Raw genomic sequence first — 20,479 nt, forward strand, 5'->3', positions numbered from 1 at the left:
TCCGCTCACGCCGACCGCACTGTGAGCCAGGTCGCGCGATCGAGCGCGCATTCGTCCAACGATGGTGAGCGTACGACTCTGAACTGCACAGATCGAACATCGATCCGTCCGCGGAGGGATATATCTCTACCTGCGTGGAGCTCGACGGACGGGGACGGACGATGACTACGACTGTGGACAGGCCCGCCCGCTCCTCCGGCGGACGGCACCGCCTGAGGGAGCCGGAACCACCGCCGTTGCCTCCCGTCTCGGCCTGGCAGCGGTTCGCGAAGCAGTCGTTGTTCGTCCACTACTACCGGCTCATGGCCGTGGTCTTCGTCGTCAACCTGGCGCTCGTGCCCGGCAGCGACGTCGAGTTCGCGCGCAACGCGGTGCTCGTGAACCTGACCGCGGCGATCCTGATCCGCCAACGGCGGGTCCTCAACCTGGCCTTCTCGCTGGTGCGGTGCGCGCCGAGGTCGTGGCCGACGCCCGTGCGCCGCACACTGTCCAAAGTGCACCACCTCGGCGGTGTGCACGTGGGCGCCGCGATGTCCGCCCTGGTCTGGTACCTCGTGCTGCTGGTGCAACTCGTCCAGACCACGGCGTCGCCCGGCTCGCCGTTGCACCTCTTCACCTACGCGATCGCCGCGTTGCTCGTGACGATCTGCGTCTGCGCGCATCCCGTGCTGCGCCGCAGGTTCCACAACCTCTTCGAGCGGACGCACCGGTTCGCGGGGTGGCTCCTGCTCGGGCTGTTCTGGCTGCAGACGGTGCTGCTGGGCGCCACGACGCCGGGCGGTGAGCTCGACTGGACCTCGTTGACGAGCGACCCGCAGGTGTGGGCGCTGCTGGTGGCCAGTCTGTGTTCACTGGTGCCGTGGCGGAACCTGCGCAGGGTCAGCGTCACCGTGACCCGGCCCTCCTCCCACGTTGCCATCGTCGGGTTCGACCACGACGGCGGCTGGGCACCGTTCAACAGCTCGACCACCGCGATGAGCCTGAGTCCGTTGCGGGAGTGGCACAAGTTCGCCGCCGTCGACGCTCCACTCGGGACTGAACGCGGGTACCGGGTCTTCATGTCCAGGGCGGGGGACTGGACCGGCGCGTTCATCGACGCCCCGCCGGAGCGGGTGTGGATCAGGAAGGCGCCCACGAGCGGTCCCGGCCGGGTGGACGGCCTGTTCGAGCGCGTGCTGTACGTCGCCACCGGCAGCGGCATCGGACCGGTGCTCACGTCGATGATCGGCCGGGCGAAGGAGGGGAAGGGGCCGATGGCGTTGCTCTGGGTGGCCCGCGATCCGTTCCACACCTTCGGTGCGGACGTGATCAGGGAGGTGCTCAGCCTCGTTCCCGACGCCCACGTCGTCGACACCCTGCACGACGCGAAGCCCCATCTCGCCACCCTCACCTACCACCTCGCCACCAGGTTCCGCGCCGACGCCGTCTACATCACGGCGAACCAGCGGGCGACTGTGGACGTCATCAACGCCTTGGAAAGCCGCGGAATCGTCGCTAACGGCGCCCTGTTCGACTCGTGAGCGGGCCGCGGGGCAACCGGGCTGGCAAGAAGTCACGCGACGGCCATTTTCCTTCGGATACACCCGAATGCCCGTGAAGTATGTGCGAATGGCGAGCGGTGAAACCACGCATCTGCCGGCGAGATCGCAGAACTTCTTCCTCTCGTCGACCGTCGAGGTCCACGCCCGGCGCCCGGAGCGCGACTGATGCGCGTTCTCCTCGTGGACGACGACAGAACCGCCGCCACCGCGGTGATCCCGGCGCTGACCGGTCGCGGTTTCGCCGTCACCTGGTTGCCGTCCCGGTACGGCGTCCTCGACCTGCTCCGCCGTCACGACGTGGTCCTGCTCGGCACGGGCGTGCGGGACACGGCGGGCGCGGACCTGTGCCGCCGCATCCGGCACGCGAGCGTCGTGCCGATCGTGGTCGCGTCGGCGCACGGAGCGGTGAGCGACTGGATCGCCGCGTTCCAGCAGGGAGCCGACGACCACGTGGTGAAGCCCTACGACGTCGACGACCTCGTCGCACGGCTGAAGGCCGTCCGGTTGCGCCCGGCCCGGCCGGCGGCAGCGGCGCTGGACCCGGTCATCGTCATCGGCGACATCCGGATCGACCTGGTGCTCAACGAGGTCCGCGTCGACGGCGACCTGATCCCGTTGCCCCGGCTGCAGTTCCAGGTGCTCGCCATGGTGGCGAGGGCACGGGGCGTGGTCTGCCCGCGCGACCGGCTCCTGACGAGGTTGTGGCAGGGGCGTCGCGGCCCGGCGGAGAACCGGTCGCTCGACGTCCACGTCTCGGCGCTGCGCAGGAGGCTCGGGCGCCCGGACCTGCTGGAGACCGTGCGCGGCGTGGGGTTCCGGCTCAACGCGCAGGAGCACGGCGCTGGTGAGGGAAGTCCCGCGCGTTCGAGGCGATCTCCGGGAGCGGCGCCGTGAGTTCAGGACACTGTGGACGCGGCCGCCGCGGAGGAAGGGGCACATCGTGATCCACACCAGCCGACCGGCGGCGAACCGCCGGGTTGAATGGCTGCTGCGTGGCGTTCTCGCACTGGCGTTGCTGATGTCGGCGGCACTGCACGGCATCCTCTGGACGGTGGTCGGCTCGAGCGCGGTCGCGCCGCTGTTCGCGCTCAACGCGGTGTGCGGCCTCGCGATCACCGCCGCGGTGCTCTCGTGGCGGCACCGGCTGCCGGTGTGGTTCGCGATCGACTTCGGCGTGGCCACCTTCGCCTCCTACGTCCTCGCGACGGCGCAGGGCGTGGGCAGGCAGTACAACCAGGTGTGGACGGCGCCGGAGATCGCCGGGATGGTCACCGACGTGCTGTGCGTCGGGGTGGGCTTGCTGCTGTTGACCAGGTATCCGCCCGTGTTCGGCGCCCCGCCCCGTGACGAGCGACCGGCGAGCTGTGACTGCGCCCGGTGCGCCGGGACGATCGCGGGCGGTGGGTGATGCGGGGTGAGCAGTGGAGCGGCGGATTCCCGTTGCTCAGCAGCCTGCTGGACCCGCGCGACGCACCGGCGTTCACCCTCCAGCCCACACCTGATCCGATTGTGCGCGGCCGTCCGCCGGTGGACGGCATGGACGCGGAACGCGCGGAGTTCCGCCGCACCCACCACTCCTGCCCCGAGGACGACGCCGAACTGGACGCCTTGGCCCTGCGGCTCTACCTGGACGGACGTGCGCCCGGCCTCGACACGGGCCTGCGCGGGGGCGTGCCCGGCCCGCACGTCGCGTTCGCCCGGTGCGCGGCGGCCGGACTCGCACGCCTGGCCCCGCACCGGGGACCGGCGGTGGCGCGGTGCACGCCCTCCGCCGCGGAGTGGGGTTTCTGCCGCCTGGGCACCGAACTGACGGAGTGGGGCTTCCTGACGCTCGGCGCCGACAGCCACCCGATGTCCGGCCTCGCCGTGTGGTCGATGTCGGGGCGCCGGATCGGTGACGAGGTCGTCTTCGCGCCGGGCACGAGCTTCCGCGTGGTCGGCCTGCGGGAGCGCGGACTGCTCCTGCTGCGGGAGCTGGCCGCCTCCGAGGTCGGTGGGGCACCGGCGCACGCCGAGCTCGACGACCTCACCCGCCGCGCACTGCTGCGCTTCGCCGACGCACCGAGCCGGACCGACCAGTGGCCGCCACCCAGCCACGTGCCGGGATTCGCCGTGACCGAACCAGGAGCGCACCGATGACCGAGGACCAGGCCGAGCCGCGACTGCTGCTGCTCATCGACCCGGCGCAGGACCCGGAGCAGGAACCGCCGTGGGAGTTCGTGCTGGGTGCGTGGCCGGTGGACGCCGGCGGCGTGCGCGGCCGGTTCCAGCCCAACCCGATCTACCGGCCCTCGGCGCCGGACGGTCCGCTCGATCCCGTGGACGCGGTGCTGCGCGCGATGACCGAGGACGACGAGGCGGTGCTGGAGCTCAGGCCCACGTTGCGGGACGTGCTGCTCTCCGTCGCCGTGGACGAGACCTCGACGGCGTTGGTCCGCCCCGGTCCGGACGGCGGGGCGGTGGTGCTGGTGGCGACCGCGTACGGGCACCGCGAGCACGTGGAGTCGCCCGCGTGGCTGGACGTCACGGTCGAAGAGCTCGCGAAGGCGTTGCCCGCCACCGGTGTCGACGTGCTGATCAACTCGGGCTCCCCGGCGTCGCTGCGGCTCAGCGCGGACGCGATCCGCGACGCCGCCGCGGAGTGATCAGTCGCGCACCCGACCGGCGGACCGCGCCGGCGCCACCACCGTGCGCCGCACCTCGAGGAGCCGCTCGGTGAGCTCGCTCGTCAGCGCCGGTTCCGTCGACACCCGCGAGTCGCGGATGCCGACCCGGGTCGCCTTCGGGCCGCGTTCGCCCTTGGCCGCCACGAACTCGACGCGCAGCCCCGCGGCTCGTCGTGACTGATCACCGTTCCCGTCAGCGGCAACGCCGCCTCCTCAGCCACGCCCGGTTCCCCCGGCGGTCAGCGCCTCGTCCAGGATCGCCTGTGAGAGCTCGATCCTGGACGTCAGGCCGTGACGGGCGAACAACCGGCTCAGCCGGCCCTCGACGCTCTTGTCGCTCGTGCGCAGCGTGGCCGCGATCTGCTTGTTGCTGAGCCCTTCGGCGGCCAGCACGGTCAGCAGGTACTCGTTCTCGGCGACGGCCTCCTGCCGTCCGGGGACGGTCACGCCGAGCTCGCGCATCAGGTTGCGGGCCCGTGCCCGGTAGAGGAACGCGCCCAGCTCGCCCAGTTCGGCGTAGACCGGTCCGAGCACCGCGGCCGGCGCGGCACCGTGCTTCACCAGCCTGGCCCGGATGACAGCGCTCTCACCGGGGTGACCGCGCTCCTGCAGGCGGCGCAGGCACTCCTGGGTCGCGGCGGCGTCCCCGCCGACGACGGCGCGGACGAACGCCGCGTGCATGGTGACCCGGCTCGTCGGCATGGTGGCCGCGAGTTCTTCCACGGCGCGCAGGCCTTCTTCGGCCGTGTCCGTCGCGCCGGTGTCCAGTGCGAGGTCGACGAGCTCTGCCCAGCCCAGGTCGGCGCCCACGAGCAGCCCGCGGCCGGCAGCGGAGTGCAGCGTGGCGCGCAGGCGTGAGATCGCTCCCCCGGTGTCGCCCAGCGCCCGGTCGACCAGCCCCTCGGCCATGTCGAGGAGGTGGGCCAGCACGGGCGTCGTGGTGCGCGCGGCGGCCAGCAGCTTCCTGGCGGTCAGCACCTTTCCCTGCGCCACCAACGCGGAGACGGTCGCGTGGTGCATCCCGGCGTTGCCCGCGTCGAAACTGCACGCGGACCGGTCGGCCACACCGCGCCGCGCCGTCTCGGCCGCCACGTCGAACTGTCCGCGCAACGCCGCCGCCATCGCCTGGTCGCTGCGCTGCATCCGGTGCCAGTCAAGGCCTTCCTCGATCAGCAGCTTGTCGGCCCGGTCGAGATCACCGATGACCAGCAGTGCGGTGACGTGCGCGTTGACGTGGTCGAAGCGGCGATGCGCGCTGGTGCGCGGCGGCCAGCCTGCCTTGGTCTCCAGGCTCTGCTCGAACCGTTCCGGGTTGCCCTGCCAGAGTTCTGTCATGGTCAGCAGCAACTGGCTCAAGGGGTCCTCGGACGAGCCGGGCACCAGCTCACCCGCCTCCCGCCAGCGGTCGAGCATGCCGAACGCCAGCGCACTGGTGACGACCGTCGGCGGGAACGGCTCCGTCGTGGTGCGTTCGGCCAGGGCCCGCAGCACTTCGGTGTGGCCCAGGCTGCTCAACGCGTACACGGCCATCGCCTGGAGTTCCTGCACGGTGACGGAGTTCAGCTGGTCCGCGTACTCGGCGAGCAGGAGCAGCGCGCCCCGCAGGCTCTGTTCGCGGTCTCCGCGGACGTGGCAGGCGGTGGTGTGCTGAAGCAGCACCACCGACCGTTGGGTGCGGTCGTCCGACAGTTCGGTCGCGGCGCCCAGCCAGCGCTGGGCCAGGTCGGCGCGGGCTGTCGCCGACCTGCTCAGCAGTTCCCCGAGTGCTCGCCGCGAGTCGACCAGTCGGCCCGCGTCGGCGATGAGGTTCGTGAAGTGGTCCTCGTCCGCGCACGTGGCGGCGCCGTTCCAGACGGACGTCACGGCCTGGGCGGCGAGGTGGCGTCGTTCGAACGGGCCGCGCGCGGCGACGAGCGCCTCGGCCACCAGGGGGATCTGGAACCGCCACGACGCGCCACCCAGACCGCGGTGCAGGACGCCCTCGGCGCGCAGGACGTCGATCAGCCGCTCGACTTCGCGCACCGGCAGGTTCAGTGCGGCACCAACGAGTTCGGGCACGGCGGCGCCGAACGGGGCGAGCGTGGCGACCGCCTTGGCCACGGCCCACGCGTCGGGGCCGAGTTCGCGGACGGCGCGCAGCAGCGGCCCCGGCGGGAGAGCACCGCTGGGGCCCGTCGCGGCCACCAGGTACGCGCGCTGGTCGACCACGCGGATCGCCCGGTCGGCGCGCAGCTGGTCGAGCGTCTCACCGACAGCGGCGGGAATCCCGCGGCTGAGCCTCAGGACGTGGTCGGCGAGCGCGTCGTCCGGAACGGCCTGCAGCGCGAGCGCCGTCGTCCGCCGGACCTCCTCCGGCCGCAGCGGACGCAGCCGGACCGACTCCACCAGACCGGCGCGCCGCAACCGGGCGGCGGCAGCACGACCGGTGATGCCGGGCGCGGGTGTGCGGGTGGCGACCACGCACGTCAGCGGACTGTCGGCGACCTGCTGGACCAGCGCCTCCAGCACGGCGAGCGAGTCGGGGTCGATCCACTGCGCGTCGTCGATCAGCAGCACCGGCTTCGGGCCGGACCTCCTGAGCGCCGCCGCCGCCGAGGTGGCCGCGCTCCTCGCCACGTCGGGCTTTCCGGCGGCACCGACGACCGGGCCGAGCGAGGCCCAGATCGACTCGCTGCGCACCGGCCCGCGCAGCCCGACGATCGAGTCGTGGGGCGATGCGGCGTCGGGAAGGGCGAACCGCGCGGGCATCGCGTTGCCGTCGCTGGTGAACCGCATGGCGGTGACGTGCCGCCCGTCCGCGGTCAGCAGGGCGCTCAGCCGGGCGAGCAGCTGGGTGCGGCCGACGCCCGCGGGCCCGGTGACGGACACCAGGGGCGTGCGCGCCGCGCGGATGGTGCCGAGGATCTCGTCCACGCCCCGATCATCGGCCGGGCGGCGGTCGTGTCGAGCGACTCGTCCGGCACGGGGCGTTTTGAGTCGTCCACTGTGCCCGAAGTGCTCGCCGAGGCGCGGCGTAGAGGTTTTGTGGAGTCCGGCTTGATCACCTGGGCGCGGGCCTGGTCGTACGCGGGCTCGGCCCGCGGACTGCGAGGAGCCGGAAAGTGAGCCAGAACGTCATCAGGGTCACCCAGACGCCAGGACACGGGCATCCCCGGGTCGGCGACGCGGTGGCCGGTGCGCCGTCGGGAGCGCTCATCCTCGTCGGACCGGGGCGCTACCACGAGAACATCGTGCTGTCGAAGCCGGTGACCATCACCGCGGAGGAAGGACCGGGAACGGTCCACCTCGTCGCGTCGTCCGGTCCCGTCGTGGCGGTGGACGCCGAGTCCGCGTCGCTCAACGGCGTGACGGTGACGTCGTCGGACGTGGAGAGCCCGGCGGTGGTCGTCGCCCGCGGCCGGCTCGACCTGAGCGAGTGCGCGCTCTCCTCCGACGGCTGGGCGACGGTGTTCGCGGCGGGGGAGGGCACGCTGCTGATGCGTGACTGCTCGGTGCGCAACGGCACCGGGGCGGGTGTCGTGGTGACGTCACCCCAGGGTAGCGCGCTGGAATCGTGCCGGATCGAGGACCTGGGCACGTCCGGTGTCGTCGTCGCGGACGAAGGCGCGCTGCGACTGCGGTTCTGCACCGTGCGCAACGCCGTGGGCAACGGGATCTGCCTCAACGGCCGCGGCCGGTTGACCGCGGAGGACACCGTCATCTCGGTGACCGGCAAGCCGGCCGTGGCGGTCGAGCAGGAAGCCGGCCTGACGGCCACGCGGTTGACCGTCTCGGATTCGGAGAGCGTCGGGTTCTACCTCGCGGGCACCGGTCCGATCACCCTGGAGGACTGCCTGGTCGAGGGAGCCGGAGCCGACGGCTTCTTCGTCGACGAGCAGGCGGCCCCCGCGCTGCGCGGGTGCCGGGTGCGCGGTGCGCGAGGCGGCGGCATGCACTTCACCGCGCGCTCGACCGGAACCGTGAGCGGGTGCGAGGTGTCCGAAGTGGACGGTGCTGGGCTGGTCGTGACCGACCGCAGCAGCCCCGAGTTCGACCAGGTGACGGTGTCGGGCTGCGGTTCGACCGGGGTCAGCGTGGCGGAGAACGCGGAACCGTTCTTCCGGCGGCTGCGGGTCGCCGGCTGCGACGGTGCGGCCGTCGAGTTCCACGGAGGAGCCCGCGGCACCGTCGAGAACCTCGAAATCGACGGGAGCCGTCACGCCGGACTCGTGGTGGCGGACGGGGCACGCCTGTCCGCGAGCGGTCTGAGCGTCCGGGGCACCGCCGACGCCGGGGTCAAGGTCGTCGGAGCCGCGCTCTCGCTGGCGGACAGCGCGATCGCCGGTGCGGGCGCCGAGGGCGTGCACGCCGGCGAGGGCGCCGACCTCTCCCTGGTGCGCTGCCGGGTGCAGAACAGCGCCGGAGCGGGATGCCTGTTCACCACGGGATCCTCCGGCACGGTGACCGAGTCGGAGTTCTCCTCCGGCAGCTCCGACGGCATCCGCATCGACACCGACGAAGCCGTGCGCATCTCCGGCTGCACCGTGCGGGACAACCACGGCAGCGGGGTGCGGCAGATTCGGCCGGGCACGGGGATCGAGGTCCTCGACCTGATCTCCGGCGGCAACCTCACCCCCGACGCGTTCGGCACCGCGGCCACCGCCGATCCCGGCCCGTCGGCTCCTGCCGCCGCACCGCGTCCTGCCGCCGGCGATCCGCTCGGGGACCTGCAGGAGTTGGTCGGACTCGCGGGCGTCAAGCGCGAGGTGACCTCGCTGATCAACCTGAACAAGATGGCGAAGCGGCGCAAGGACGCCGGGCTGTCGGTGCCGCCGATGGCGCGGCACCTCGTCTTCGCCGGGGCGCCGGGGACGGGCAAGACGACGGTCGCGCGGCTCTACGGCCAGGTGCTGGCGCAGTTGGGCGTGCTGCGCAAGGGACAGCTCGTGGAGGTGGCCCGCGCGGACCTCGTCGCGCAGATCATCGGCGGCACGGCGATCAAGACCACCGAGGCGTTCAACACCGCCCTCGGGGGCGTGCTGTTCATCGACGAGGCCTACACGCTCAGTTCCAGCAAGGGCGGCAACGGACCGGACTTCGGCCGCGAGGCGATCGACACGCTGGTGAAGCTGATGGAGGACCACCGCGAGGACGTCGTGGTCATCGCCGCGGGCTACTCCGCGGACATGTCGCGGTTCCTGGAGTCCAACCCCGGCATGGAGTCCCGCTTCAGCCGGACCATCGAGTTCGCCAACTACACCGCCGACGAACTCGTCACGATCGTCCGCTCGCAGTGCGCGAGGCACGACTACCGCCTCGACGGCGCCGCCGCCGACGTGCTCCTGCAGCACTTCGAGGACATTCCCAAGGACGGGACCTTCGGCAACGGCCGCACGGCCAGGCGGGTCTTCGAGCGCATGGTCGACCGCCAGGCCTCGCGCCTGGCCGAGTCCGCCGAGGCGACGGCGGCCGAGCTGAGCCTGTTGACCGCCGCCGACCTGGAGACCATCAGCTGACCTCCCGGCGCGGATTCCCCGTGCCGGACAGCGGGAGACAACGATGAACGCAACAGGCGCGGGACGGCCTGGTGACCTGGTCGCCCGGCAGTCCGGGCCGCACGTCCTGATCCACCTGCGCGGCGAGGACTGCGCCCTGCCGGCGCTTCCCGTGCCACCGCTGGGCGAGGTCCTGGTCCGCGTGACGGACGCGGCCGCCCGCGAACCCGCGCTGCGGGCCGGTCTGCCGCGCCTGCTGCCGGTGCGGGGAGCGCGCGCGGTGCGGATCTGCCTCGACGGGCTGGGCCGCGATCACGTTGTCGCCCAGGGACTCGCGGACGTGTTCGGGATCGCCGTGATCGCCCCCGAAGGCGGCGTGAGCGGGCTTTCGGTGCTGTACTCCGGCCACGGCACGGGCAGCGCGGGCTGGTGCCGCTTCCAGCCGGGCCGGCCGGTGTCGTTCGCCGGTGTCCGGTACCCGGCACCGGAGTGGGAGTCGTCCCTGCCGACCACGGCCACGCGCGTCGGTGACGTCGTCGCCGAGCCCGTTCCCGCCGGTCTGGTGCTGCGCCGCGAGATGGCCCCGGCCGTGACCGCGGGGGATCGCGGCTTCGCGGTCGCCGTGCACCCCCGCTACCCGAAGATCGTCCTCACCGACTCCGCGCTCCGGCCGGCCGAAGCGGCCTCACTGGCCGGCCGGATCGTGCCCGGCGCCCTGATGGTCGTGCCGCAGGCGCCGGTGACCGCGAAACCGGCCTGGCTCACCGAGTTCGCCCACCACCTGGGCCGCGACGTCCTCCTCGCACCGGAGAACCCCTGCGGGTTCGCCACCGTCCTGCACCAGAGCGCCGCGGGACAACGCACCGCCGACGTGGCACCACCCCCGCCCGGCTGGCAGCGCACCGGCCCCACGACCTACGCCCTCGGCCAGGTCGTGGCCGACGTCGTGCCGTCCGGACTGGTGCTGCGCCACGCCTCCACGCCACCGGTGCGGTCCCCGGAGGCCTGGGACCCGGTGCGGTGGACGTTGTGGCTCGGGGCGCCCGGCGAACAGGTGAGCCACGACCTGATGGCCGCCGCCGAACGTCTGCTGTCCAGTGTGGACGAACGTACCCGTGGCCTGGCTCGTGTGCGGGTCGGCGGGGTGCTCGACGACCGGTCCGCGGCGTTGCTCGCCGCCGGGCGCAGGTCGCCGGTACCCGTTGAGCAGCCCACGCAACGGTTCGCCGCGGTTCGGGACGAGCGCCCGACCGAGGTGCTGCCGGTGGTGGCCGAGGACCGCCCTGTCGAACGCGCGGACGAGCGTCCGGTCGAACGCGTGGCTGAGCGGCTGGCCGAGCGGCTCGGTGGTCCGATGCCGGCCGAGGCACCACAGGCGCCGCCTCTCGCTGCGCCCGAACCGGCCTCCGAAGCGCCGATTCCCCCGGCTTCACCACCGCCCGCGCCGCAACTCTCCCCGCCGATGCAGGCCGTTGCGCGGCCGGCGTTCCTCACGACGTCCTCCTCCGTGCCAACGGTGTCCGGCCCGACCCGCACACCGACACCTGCCCCCACCAGAACGCCAGACCTGCCCAGAACACCGGACCTGCCCAGAACACCGGACCTGCCCAGAACGCCAGACCAATCCAGCACACCTGGCCCGTCGCCCACTTCAAGCGCCGCTCAGCAGCCCGCACCCGTGCCGCCCGCACCCGTGCCGCCCGCACCCGTGCAGACCCCATCCGTGCCACCCCCACCCAGCGCGCCTTCTCCGCCCGCCGACACCACCCCCGCACCACCACCCACCCCGGTCCCGATCCCTCCACCCGCCACGGATCCGGCACCCGCCCACCCGAAGCGGCCCCTGTCCGTCCCCGACCGCCCCAGCACCGCCGCCGAACAGGCCAGGTTCGCCGCCGCGGCCGGCGAGGCGTTCGGCGAAGCCCTCGCCACGGTCAACGCGGCGCTCGCCACGTGGCCCGCCATGCGGCAGGGCGAAGGGCTGGGCGTGAAAGCCGACTACGTGGCCGTGTGCCTGTACCTGGCGCGCGGGAACACCGCGGCGGAGCTGAACCAGGCCGTCCGGGACGGGCGGGGCGGCACGCTCGACTGTCTCGTCGAGTGCCTGGCCTCGGGCATCCGCAGACTTCCCACGCACAGGAGGGCCGTGTTGCGCCAAGGCAGGGTCGGGCAGTCGCTGGAGCACACGAGCGAACCCGGCACGGTGCTGACCGAGCCGGGGTTCCTCACCGGCAGCACCGAACTCGACATCGCGGTGCCTGACGCCGACCTCGACGTGCTGATCTGGCCGTCGACGGCGCGGCGCACCGCCGAGCTCGCGGACGGGGCCGCTGTGAACCACGCGATCTTCTACGCCGGTGCCCGGTTCAAGGCGCTCGCGGTCCGCACGCCCGAACCGTCCGAAGAAGCTCCCAGGGTGGCCGCGCTCTTCCGGGAGCTGGGGCCCGCCGAGCCCACGCCGGAGAGCGGGGAGCTCGACGAGCGCGACCTCGCGGTGCTGGCGAAGCTCGACCAGGTGCTGGTGCGGAGGCACGCGGCGGCGTTGCGGCTGGTCGAGGACGAGGACGCGGCCATCCGGCTGACGACCCCGATGGTCCGGTGGCACGACAGCACGGCGGGCGCCACCGCCACCCTCGCCTCGTGAAGCGCGCGGTCTGCGGGTGCGCCCTGCTGGTGACGCTGGTGGCCGCGCCGCCCGCGTTCGCGAACGAGGCCACGCCGCTGCCGGCTGATCTGAAAGGCTGTCTGCCGCCGCCCCAGACCGTCCAGGGGCCGGTGCCGTGGGCGCAGAGACAGCTTGCGCCACACCAGGTCTGGCCTGTGACAAAAGGCGCCGGGGTGGTGGTCGGCGTGGTCGACACGGGTGTCGACGCGAAGACACCGCAGCTCGCCGGGCGCGTGCAGCCGGGCGTGGACGTCGTGAGCAAGGGCAAGCCCGCGGACACCGACTGCAACGGGCACGGCACGTTCGTCGCCGGCATCATCGCGGCGGCGCCGGGCGACACGGGTTTCGCAGGCGTCGCCCCCGACGTCACGGTTCTGCCGGTGCGCTGCGCCACGGCCGGGCCGGACGGTAAACCCTCGCTGACCGCGGCGACGATCGCCGAAGGGCTGCGCGCGGCGGTCGATGGCGGCGCGAAGGTCGTCAACATCTCGGCCAGTGTGTCCACCCCGGACGACAAGCTGGCCCAAGCGGTCCAGCACGCGGTGCAGCGCGACGTCGTCGTGGTCGCCTCGGCCGCTAACAGCGCCCAGCAGGGCGATCCGGTCACCTACCCGGCCGCGTACCCCGGGGTGATCGCCGTCGGAGCGATCGACGTGAACGGCGGCCGCGCGGACTTCTCGCAGACCGGCGCGTTCCTGTCCCTCGTCGCACCGGGGGTGGACGTCGCGAGCACCGGCCCCGGCGGCATCGGGCACTGGCGCGGCAGCGGAACGAGCTACTCGGCCCCGTTCGTCACGGGCGTCGCGGCACTGGTCCGCGCCTACCGCCCTGATCTCACGGCGGCCCAGGTCAAGCACCGCCTCGAAGCCACGGCGGTGCGCCCGGCCACGGCGAAGCTGCCCGACCCCGGAATGGGCTGGGGCACAGTGGATCCGGTCGCCGCCGTGACCGCGATCCTGCCCGAGGAGAACGCACCGGTCATCGCACCACCCCCGGCGCCCGCACCGGCACCGGACCGCGGCGACGACGTGGGCCCGCTGTTCGCCCTCACCGCCGCCGTGCTCGTCGTCGTGTTCGCCGGTGGACTCGTCGCGGTCTCCCGCCTGGTCCGTTCCGGCCGGGCGCGGGGATGGGCTCCTCCGAAGAGCTGAAAGCGGTCCACTTCGGACATCCGAAGTGGACCGCGATCCTCAGCCCTCGACCAGCGGAGTCTGCACCAGCCGGACCGTCCGGCGGCGGTTGATGAACTGCGCCCGCCCCGGCGGCAACGTCCTCGGCTTCAAGTTGCCCAGGAACGCCCCCTCGGTCTTGGGACAGGACAACAGCAGCGCCGGGGTCCCGAGCTCCCACATCCGCCGGATCGCCGGGTTGGACATCGACCGGCTGGCCCCCGCCGTGCTGCGGGCGATGATCACGTGCACACCCACGTCGGAGGCTTGCGCGAGGATCGGCAGGAGCGGCTGCAACGGCCCGGCGCTGCCCGACGACTCCGCCAGCTCGAAGTCGTCGATGATGATGTACAGCCTGCCGCCGCCCCACCAGTCGCGCAGCGGCAGCCGGCTCGGGCTGATCTCCGGGCCGGGAATCCGCTTCTCCAGCACGGAGGCCGCGCCGGCGATCGACTTGGTCAGTGCCTCGGAACCGACGGCGTACTCCAGCTGGTGCTCGGCGGGGATCGAGCTGCCCAGCTCACGCCGGAAGTCGCCGAACATGATCCGCGCCTCGTCCGTGTCGTGGTGCGCGACGATGGACCGGGCGATGTGCTTCAACAGGTTCGTCTTGCCGCTCTCCGCGTCCCCGTAGATCAGCAGGTGCGGGCTGGCGTCGAAGTCGTGCCACTCGGGGCCGAGGTTCACGTCCTCCAGTCCCAGCGCCATCCGCATCTCCGCCGACGGTGATGGCGCGTGCGGCGCGGGCAGTTCCCTGACCGACAGCGTGTGGGGGAGCAGCCGGACCTTCGGCGCCACCGGGGCGCCGGGAGTCGCCAGCGCCTCCGCGAGTTCCACGGTGACCTCGGCGAGGTCCTCGGTGCCGGTGTCCCCGTCGATGCGCGGGAGCGCCGCCAGGAAGTGCAGGCGGTCGGGTGTGATCCCGCGTCCGGGGATCGACGGCACGGTCGCGGCGAAGCGGCTGTTGACCTCCGACTCGACCGCGTCACCGAGCTTCAGCTCGAACCGCGTGCCCATCACGTCCCGCAGCCACGGCCGCATCTCCGACCACCGGTTGGACGCGATGACCAGGTGGATGCCGAAGCTCAGGCCGCGGGCCGCCAGCTCGGTGAACCGCTCTTCGACCTCCTCGAAGTCCTGCCGGATCGTGTACCAGCCGTCGACGACGAGGAACACGTCGCCGTACGGGTCGGCGTCGAGGTGACGACCCTGCTTGCGGGCACGGCGGTAGCTCGCCATGGAGTCGATGTTGTGCTCCGCGAAGATCGCCTCGCGCTTCGCCATCAGGCTCGTCACCTCCAGCACGGTCCGGGTGACGCGGTCGCGGTCGAGGCGGTTCGCGACGCTGCCCACGTGCGGCAGGCCCGCGAGAGCCGTGAGCGAGCCGCCGAAGTCCAGGCAGTAGAACTGGACCTCGGCCGCCGTGTGCGTCAGGGCGAGCCCGGCGATGAACGTGCGCAGCAGCGTGCTCTTGCCGCTCTGCGGGCCGCCGACCACCGCGACGTTGCCCCGGCTGCCGGAGACGTCCGCGACCAGCAGCTCACGCCGTTGCTGCGCGGGCAGGTCGATCAGTCCCACCGGGACGGTCAGGTCCGCGGTGTGCAGGTCGCCAACCGGCCGCGGGCCGAGCACCGGGTGGTCGACCAGAGGCGGGAGCAGCTGGTCCAGAGTGGCCGGTGTCTTCAACGGCGGCAGCCACACCTGGTGTGCCCTCGGTCCGACGCCGCGCAACCGCTCGATGAGCACGTCGAGCATGGTCAGCGTGTTCTCCTCGGCGCTGGTGCTCTCCGGTTCGGGCTCGGGTTCCGGGTTCTTCGGCGGTTCGAGGTAGCCGGTGCCGAACGGCACGACCTGGCCGACGACCGAGGCCGTGCTGACTCCCTTGCGCCGCTTGGGCCGGTAGGGAGCCGACGAGTAGGCGCCCTTGAACCGCAACAACGTCTGCGTGTCCGGCCGCAGATATCCGTTGCCGGGGCTGTTCGGCAGCTCGTAGGCGTCGGGCACGCCGATCACGCTGCGGCTCTCCATCGCCGAGAACGTGCGCAGGCCGATCCGGTAGGACAGGTGCGTCTCCACCTTGTGGATCCGCCCCTCGTCGAGTCGTTGCGAGGCGAGCAGCAGGTGCACGCCGAGGCTGCGGCCGAGCCGGCCGATCATCGCGAACACGTCGATGAACTCGGGCTTGCTCGACAGCATCTCGCTGAACTCGTCGACCACGATGAACAACGCGGGCATCGGTTCCAGCTGCACGCCCTGAGCACGGGCCGCCTCGTAGTCGCGCCTCGACGCGTAGTTGCCGGCGGCACGCAGGTGTTCCTGCCGCCGGTTCATCTCACCGGTCAGGGCGTCCTGCATGCGGTCGACGAGCTCCAGTTCGTCCGCGAGGTTGGTGATCACCGCGGACGTGTGGGGCAGCTGGTCGAACCCGAGGAACGCCGCGCCGCCCTTGAAGTCCACGAGGACGAAGTTCAGCTCCTCGGACGAGTGCGTGGTGGCGAGCGCGAGCACGAGGGTGCGCAGCAGCTCGCTCTTGCCGGAGCCTGTCGCGCCGACACACAACCCGTGCGGGCCCATGCCGTCCTCGGCGGACTCCTTGATGTCGAGCTCCAGCGGAGCACCGGCGCCGGCGATGCCGATCGGCACCCGCAGTCGCCGCTTCGCGGTCATCCGTTCCCGCCGGTACTTCACCGGTTCGAACGTCGCGACGTCACCGATGCCCAGCATGGTGGACAGGTCGTAGTCGACGGCCAGCGGTTCGCCGTCCTCCGCGGCCTCACCGACGCGGAACCGGGCCATCGTCCGCGCCAGCGCGGCGGCCGAGATCTCGCTGAGACTGTCCGGAGTGCACAGATCGGCGGTCTGCTCCTTGCCGATGCGGTCGAACGAGACGGTGCGGACCTTCTCGGAGGTGACGTCGAGGACGAGCGCACCTGTGCGCTGCTGGCGTGAGAGCGCTCCCGAGACGTCGAGCACGACGGCGTTGCGGTACCCCTCGTCGGCCACGCGGTGGTCGGACGGGACGTTCACGCCGTCGATCAGCAGCACCACGAACGGTTCCGAGGCGGTGATGGGGGTGTCGGCCTCGAACTTCGGCCTGCCGGTGAACGAGGGGCCACCGAGGAGGAGTTCCGCCTGCGCGAGGTCGTGGGTGGTCAGACGACGGGCGCCCGCCGCGTCCCGGCTCTCCGGGTCCTGGTGGTGCGGCAACCACTTCAGCCACTCCCAGCGCTCCGCGCGCTCCTCGGAGACGCACGTGGCGATCACGACGTCACCGGGTGCGTGCGCGGTGGCCAGCTGTGCGAGCAGGGCGCGCACGAGTCCGAGCACGGCGTCGTCCTCGCCCGCGAACTGGATCTGGCCGAACCCGCGCAGGTACACGGCGATCGGCGCGTCGGGCAAGGTGCTGTAGGCGCGCAGGAACCGGCGCAACGCGTGCGCGGTCAGCGGTTCCAGGTCGTCCACCGGCTTGCTGTCCGGCGGAACGAGCTTCGTGGACGACCGCTGGGTGCCCAGCCCGAGCCGGACCTCACCGAAGTCCTCGTGCGCGGGCCGGCGTTCCCACAGCCGATAGCCGAGTGCGGTCGACCACAGTGCATGCGGGTCGGGGTGCGTCCACCGCGCAGCTTGTTGTTGTGCGGACAGGGCTTTGCGCACCCGGCCGCGCAGCTGCGCGAGGTACCGGACGTAGTCGCGGCGGTGCCCGTTCAGCTTCTGCTTGTGGGTCACGGAGTTCCGGACCATCTGCGTCACGAGCATGCCGACGGCGGACAGCACCATCAGGCCACCGCCGATGTAGGCGAAGACGCCGGAGCCGGGCCGGACGAACATCATCACCATGGCGAGCGACCCGATGCCCATCGGCGCGTACATCAGCACCGAGCTGATCGTTCCGCCGGTGTCCTCGGGCACGCTCGGCGGCGGTTGCAGCTCGATGTCCGAACTCGGGGCAGGCGGTTTCGGGCGCCGTGCGCGGCGAGCGAACAGCGTTGTGCTCAACGGGCTCTCCCTCGGTGGGTGAAGTTCCTCTTCTTCAGCCTCTGACGGCTCGCAGCGGTGTTCGCGTGCGAGGACTCGCCTAGCTTCTGGCCTGGTCACGGGTCTAGATCTGGAGGAAGGACCTGGCACCGGATGGAAGAGCAAACACAGCTTCGCACAACGAGTTCCGCACGGCTACGGTTCGTTTTGGGTGGTGGATCACGGGATGTGGCACTGCCTGCCGACGTCCCGCTCGCTGATCTGCTGCCCGCGGTCCTGCCGTTGTTCGGCGCGGACGTGGTGGAGGAGGGCGCGGAACACGAGGGCTGGGTGGTGCAGCGGATCGGTGAGAAACCGCTGGACGAGGACCGGACCCTCACCGAGCTGAACGTGTTCGACGGCGAGAGCCTGCACCTGCGCCCACGCGCGGGACAGCTGGCCGCCGTCGACTACGACGACCTGGTCGACGGTGTCGGCGAGGTCGTGCGCGAGCACGCGGGGCGCATCACGCCCGAGCGTGCCCGCTGGATGTTTCGGGCCGCTGCCGCCGTGAGCCTCGGCATCGGCCTGCTGATCCTGGTGCAAGGGCCCATGAGCGGGATGCAGGCGCAGGTCGCGTCGGTGGTGGCGCTGGTGCTCTTGCTGGCCGCGACGCTGACGGCCAGGGGAGCGGGCAGGAGTGAACCCGCGACGGTGCTGGCCGTGGCCGGCGTCTGCTGTGCCGCCGGAGCCGGGTTCTCGATCGCCCAGGTCCTGGATCCCGGCGCCAACGCCATGATCCTGCTGTCCGGTGCGGCAGCGGGAGCGATGCTCGCGCTGATCACGGGCGTGGTGGCGATCGCGGACGCCGTGCTGCTGTTCACCGGCGGGATCGTGTTCGCCGCCGTCCTCGTGTTCGCCGGCCTGGTGGGTTCCCTGAGTCCCGCCACCACGTCGGAGTCGGCCGCCATCGCGGTCTCCGCGTCGGTGGTGGTGGCGATCTTCGTGCCGCACTTCGCTTTCCGGCTCTCGGGCCTGACCCTGCCGATGCTGCCGACCGGCGCTGAGGAGCTGGGTGAGGACATCGAGCCGGTGCCGCACGAGCTCGTGACCGAACGGGGCGCGGTCACGTTCTCCTACGTCACCTCGTTGTACGTCGGTCTCGGCGCCGCGCAGTGCGTGCTGCTGCCGTTGCTCGTGGCCGGCGGGGACACCTGGTCGATCGTGCTGGCGCTGGTGATCGCCCTGCTGCTGCTCCTGCGTTCCCGGCACCCGGCCGGGCTGGTCGCGCGGTGCTCGATCCTCGCCCCGGTCGCGGTGGTGTTCGCGGCGGTGGTGCTGCACGTCAGCGCCGTGAACCCGGCGGCGGGACGGCTGCTGGTCGTCGTGCCCCTGGTGACGGTGGCCGCGCTGCTGTTCCTCTTCGGCGCGGAACGGCTGCCAGGGACGCGCCTGCGGCCGTACTGGGGACGCGCGGTGGAGATCCTGGAGTCGGTGACCGCCATGGCCGTGCTGCCGATCCTCTTGCAGGTGCTGCACGTCTACGCCCTGATGCGTGCGTTGGCGGGCTGATGAAATCTCGCAAGGACCAGGTACAGGCCTACTTCTTCGTCGTGGGCAGGCTGGCGGCCGCCGTCACGCACGGGGAGCCGGACGCGTTGCAGGCCCCGAGCAAGCGCCTGAGCACCGGCACCGTGTTCGGCATCCTGATCGCGTTGCTGCTCATGGGGATCTTCGGCGTCTACGGGCTCTTCTCGCCGGGCAAGGACAACTCGTGGCGCACGGCGGGCGCGATCGTGATGGACGAGACGACCGGCGCCCGGTACGTCTACCTCGACGGCCAGTTGCGCCCGGTGCTGAACTACTCCTCCGCGAGGCTCGCGGCCGGACGGGGTGACGGCAAGGTCGTCGGCGTCTCGCCGGGATCGCTCGCCGGAACGCCCGTGGGCCAGCCGATCGGCATTCCCGGCGCACCGGACGCGTTGCCGGCCGGTGGCCAGCTGTCCAAGGGCTCGTGGACCGTCTGCGTCGACGTCGACACACCCGACCACACCGGTCCGCAGGTGACGTTGTTGCTCGGCGCCCCGCCAGGACGCGCGGTGGCGGACCGGCAGGCGGTGCTCGCCCAGGCCCCGGACGGAGCGCATCACCTGCTGTGGAACGGCAAACGGCTGCGCATCGCCGAGCCGGCCGCCCTGGAAGCGCTGGGGTACGGCGGAAAGCCGGCTGTGAAGGTCTCGGCGCCCTGGCTGAACGCGGTGACACCGGGACCGGACCTCCGGATGCCGGACACGGGCGGGGCCGGTGGTCAGGGGCCCGTGATCGACGGACGTCCCAGCCGGGTGGGGCAGGTGTACGAGGTCCGCAACCGCGCCATCGGGACGGACCAGCTCTACCTGGTCCGGTCCGGCGGGGTGGTGCCGATCAACCGGACGGTGGCGGCACTCGTGCTGTCCGCTCCCGGCACGCGCGCCGCCTACCCGGACGCGGTGGTCGCACCGGTCGAGGCGGGTGCGGGCGCACTCGCCGGGGTGCCGGTGCAGGCGGGTGCCGATCTCGGTGCGGGACTTCCCTCCCAGCCTCCCGAGGTCGTCCCACCGCCGTCGGATTCGCTTCCCTGCACCGCTTTCACGCCGTCCGCGGACGGGAGTTCGGTGTCCACAGTGGAGTTCCTGTCGGCGAACGTGGTCCGCTCCTCGTCCGTGCCGACCGCTCCGCACAAGGCGGGCAGTGCCGCCGACCGGGTGTCGATCCCCGCCGGTGCGGGTGCGCTCGTCAGAACCGCACCCGCCGCGGGTGCGACGGCCGGGACGCTCTACCTGGTGACCGAGGTGGGCACGAGGTTCCCGCTGCCGTCCAAGGAAGCCTTGTCCGCGCTCGGGTACAGCGAGAACGCGACCGTCGCTGTGCCCGCCGCGCTCGTGGCGTTGCTCCCGGCCGGACCCGTTCTGAGCACCGAGGCGGCGCGCGTCAGCCAAGGCGGAACTCCGTGAGCGGAGTGCTCGTAAGG

At 72.1% G+C, this 20,479-nt stretch carries 13 protein-coding genes; 10 read left to right on the plus strand and 3 right to left on the minus strand.

Annotated elements, in window-relative coordinates:
* The first annotated feature begins 161 nt into the window (after positions 1 to 161).
* The 5 genes from IE307_RS36930 (at position 162) to IE307_RS36950 (ending at position 4,186) form a co-directional block, all read left to right on the plus strand.
* Positions 162 to 1,520 carry an FNR domain-containing protein gene (locus IE307_RS36930; RefSeq protein WP_191304098.1) on the plus strand — a complete coding sequence of 453 codons (1,359 nt, stop codon included), beginning with the start codon at positions 162 to 164 and terminating at the stop codon, positions 1,518 to 1,520.
* 186 nt (positions 1,521 to 1,706) lie between these two features.
* Complete coding sequence (locus IE307_RS36935; RefSeq protein WP_191304099.1) at positions 1,707 to 2,435, plus strand: response regulator transcription factor; 729 nt, start codon at positions 1,707 to 1,709, stop codon at positions 2,433 to 2,435.
* Positions 2,436 to 2,481: 46 nt separating this feature from the next.
* Positions 2,482 to 2,949, plus strand: a complete 468-nt coding sequence (locus IE307_RS36940; RefSeq protein ID WP_191304100.1) for a hypothetical protein — start codon at positions 2,482 to 2,484, stop codon at positions 2,947 to 2,949.
* The gene (locus IE307_RS36945; protein WP_191304101.1) at positions 2,949 to 3,680 is read left to right on the plus strand and encodes a hypothetical protein; all 732 of its coding nucleotides are present in this window, start codon (positions 2,949 to 2,951) and stop codon (positions 3,678 to 3,680) included. Before IE307_RS36940 ends, IE307_RS36945 begins: the two co-directional genes overlap by 1 nt.
* Positions 3,677 to 4,186 (plus strand): type VII secretion system-associated protein, encoded by a 510-nt coding sequence (locus IE307_RS36950; RefSeq protein WP_191304102.1) that lies wholly within the window; start codon positions 3,677 to 3,679, stop codon positions 4,184 to 4,186. The genes IE307_RS36945 and IE307_RS36950 overlap by 4 nt, the downstream gene beginning before the upstream one ends.
* On the opposite strand, the gene IE307_RS36955 is transcribed toward IE307_RS36950, so the two are convergent.
* Positions 4,187 to 4,351 carry a hypothetical protein gene (locus tag IE307_RS36955; protein ID WP_191304103.1) on the minus strand — a complete coding sequence of 55 codons (165 nt, stop codon included), beginning with the start codon at positions 4,349 to 4,351 and terminating at the stop codon, positions 4,187 to 4,189.
* Positions 4,352 to 4,420: 69 nt separating this feature from the next.
* Positions 4,421 to 7,120, minus strand: coding sequence for an ATP-binding protein (locus IE307_RS36960; protein WP_191304104.1), 2,700 nt, complete (start codon positions 7,118 to 7,120; stop codon positions 4,421 to 4,423).
* A 188-nt stretch (positions 7,121 to 7,308) separates the two neighbouring features.
* Between IE307_RS36960 and IE307_RS36965 the strand changes: the two genes are divergently transcribed.
* From IE307_RS36965 to mycP, 3 genes are read left to right on the plus strand one after another with little or no spacing between them, the layout of a single operon-like run.
* On the plus strand, positions 7,309 to 9,702 hold the full coding sequence (locus tag IE307_RS36965; RefSeq protein ID WP_191304105.1) for a right-handed parallel beta-helix repeat-containing protein: 2,394 nt from the start codon (positions 7,309 to 7,311) through the stop codon (positions 9,700 to 9,702).
* 43 nt (positions 9,703 to 9,745) lie between these two features.
* On the plus strand, positions 9,746 to 12,325 hold the full coding sequence (locus IE307_RS36970) for a hypothetical protein (protein ID WP_191304106.1): 2,580 nt from the start codon (positions 9,746 to 9,748) through the stop codon (positions 12,323 to 12,325).
* Positions 12,322 to 13,497 carry a type VII secretion-associated serine protease mycosin gene (mycP, locus tag IE307_RS36975; RefSeq protein ID WP_229905453.1) on the plus strand — a complete coding sequence of 392 codons (1,176 nt, stop codon included), beginning with the start codon at positions 12,322 to 12,324 and terminating at the stop codon, positions 13,495 to 13,497. Before IE307_RS36970 ends, mycP begins: the two co-directional genes overlap by 4 nt.
* A 39-nt stretch (positions 13,498 to 13,536) precedes the next feature.
* Here mycP and eccCa read toward each other — a convergent pair whose 3' ends face one another.
* Complete coding sequence (gene eccCa / locus IE307_RS36980) at positions 13,537 to 17,511, minus strand: type VII secretion protein EccCa (RefSeq protein ID WP_191304107.1); 3,975 nt, start codon at positions 17,509 to 17,511, stop codon at positions 13,537 to 13,539.
* 132 nt (positions 17,512 to 17,643) lie between these two features.
* Between eccCa and eccD the strand changes: the two genes are divergently transcribed.
* Complete coding sequence (gene eccD / locus IE307_RS36985; protein WP_191304108.1) at positions 17,644 to 19,041, plus strand: type VII secretion integral membrane protein EccD; 1,398 nt, start codon at positions 17,644 to 17,646, stop codon at positions 19,039 to 19,041.
* Complete coding sequence (gene eccB / locus IE307_RS36990) at positions 19,041 to 20,462, plus strand: type VII secretion protein EccB (RefSeq protein WP_191304109.1); 1,422 nt, start codon at positions 19,041 to 19,043, stop codon at positions 20,460 to 20,462. The genes eccD and eccB overlap by 1 nt, the downstream gene beginning before the upstream one ends.
* Positions 20,463 to 20,479: the final 17 nt, after the last annotated feature.

Source organism: Lentzea cavernae (assembly GCF_014653695.1).
Classification (GTDB): Bacteria; Actinomycetota; Actinomycetes; order Mycobacteriales; family Pseudonocardiaceae; genus Lentzea; species Lentzea cavernae.

Bases quoted from the DNA above. Each gene is read 5' to 3' on its own strand.
- IE307_RS36930 (WP_191304098.1), top strand. From the start codon at position 162: ATGACTACGACTGTGGACAGGCCCGCCCGCTCCTCCGGCGGACGGCAC.
- IE307_RS36935 (WP_191304099.1), top strand. From the start codon at position 1,707: ATGCGCGTTCTCCTCGTGGACGACGACAGAACCGCCGCCACCGCGGTG.
- IE307_RS36945 (WP_191304101.1), top strand. From the start codon at position 2,949: ATGCGGGGTGAGCAGTGGAGCGGCGGATTCCCGTTGCTCAGCAGCCTG.
- IE307_RS36950 (WP_191304102.1), top strand. From the start codon at position 3,677: ATGACCGAGGACCAGGCCGAGCCGCGACTGCTGCTGCTCATCGACCCG.
- IE307_RS36970 (WP_191304106.1), top strand. From the start codon at position 9,746: ATGAACGCAACAGGCGCGGGACGGCCTGGTGACCTGGTCGCCCGGCAG.
- eccD (WP_191304108.1), top strand. From the start codon at position 17,644: ATGGAAGAGCAAACACAGCTTCGCACAACGAGTTCCGCACGGCTACGG.
- eccB (WP_191304109.1), top strand. From the start codon at position 19,041: ATGAAATCTCGCAAGGACCAGGTACAGGCCTACTTCTTCGTCGTGGGC.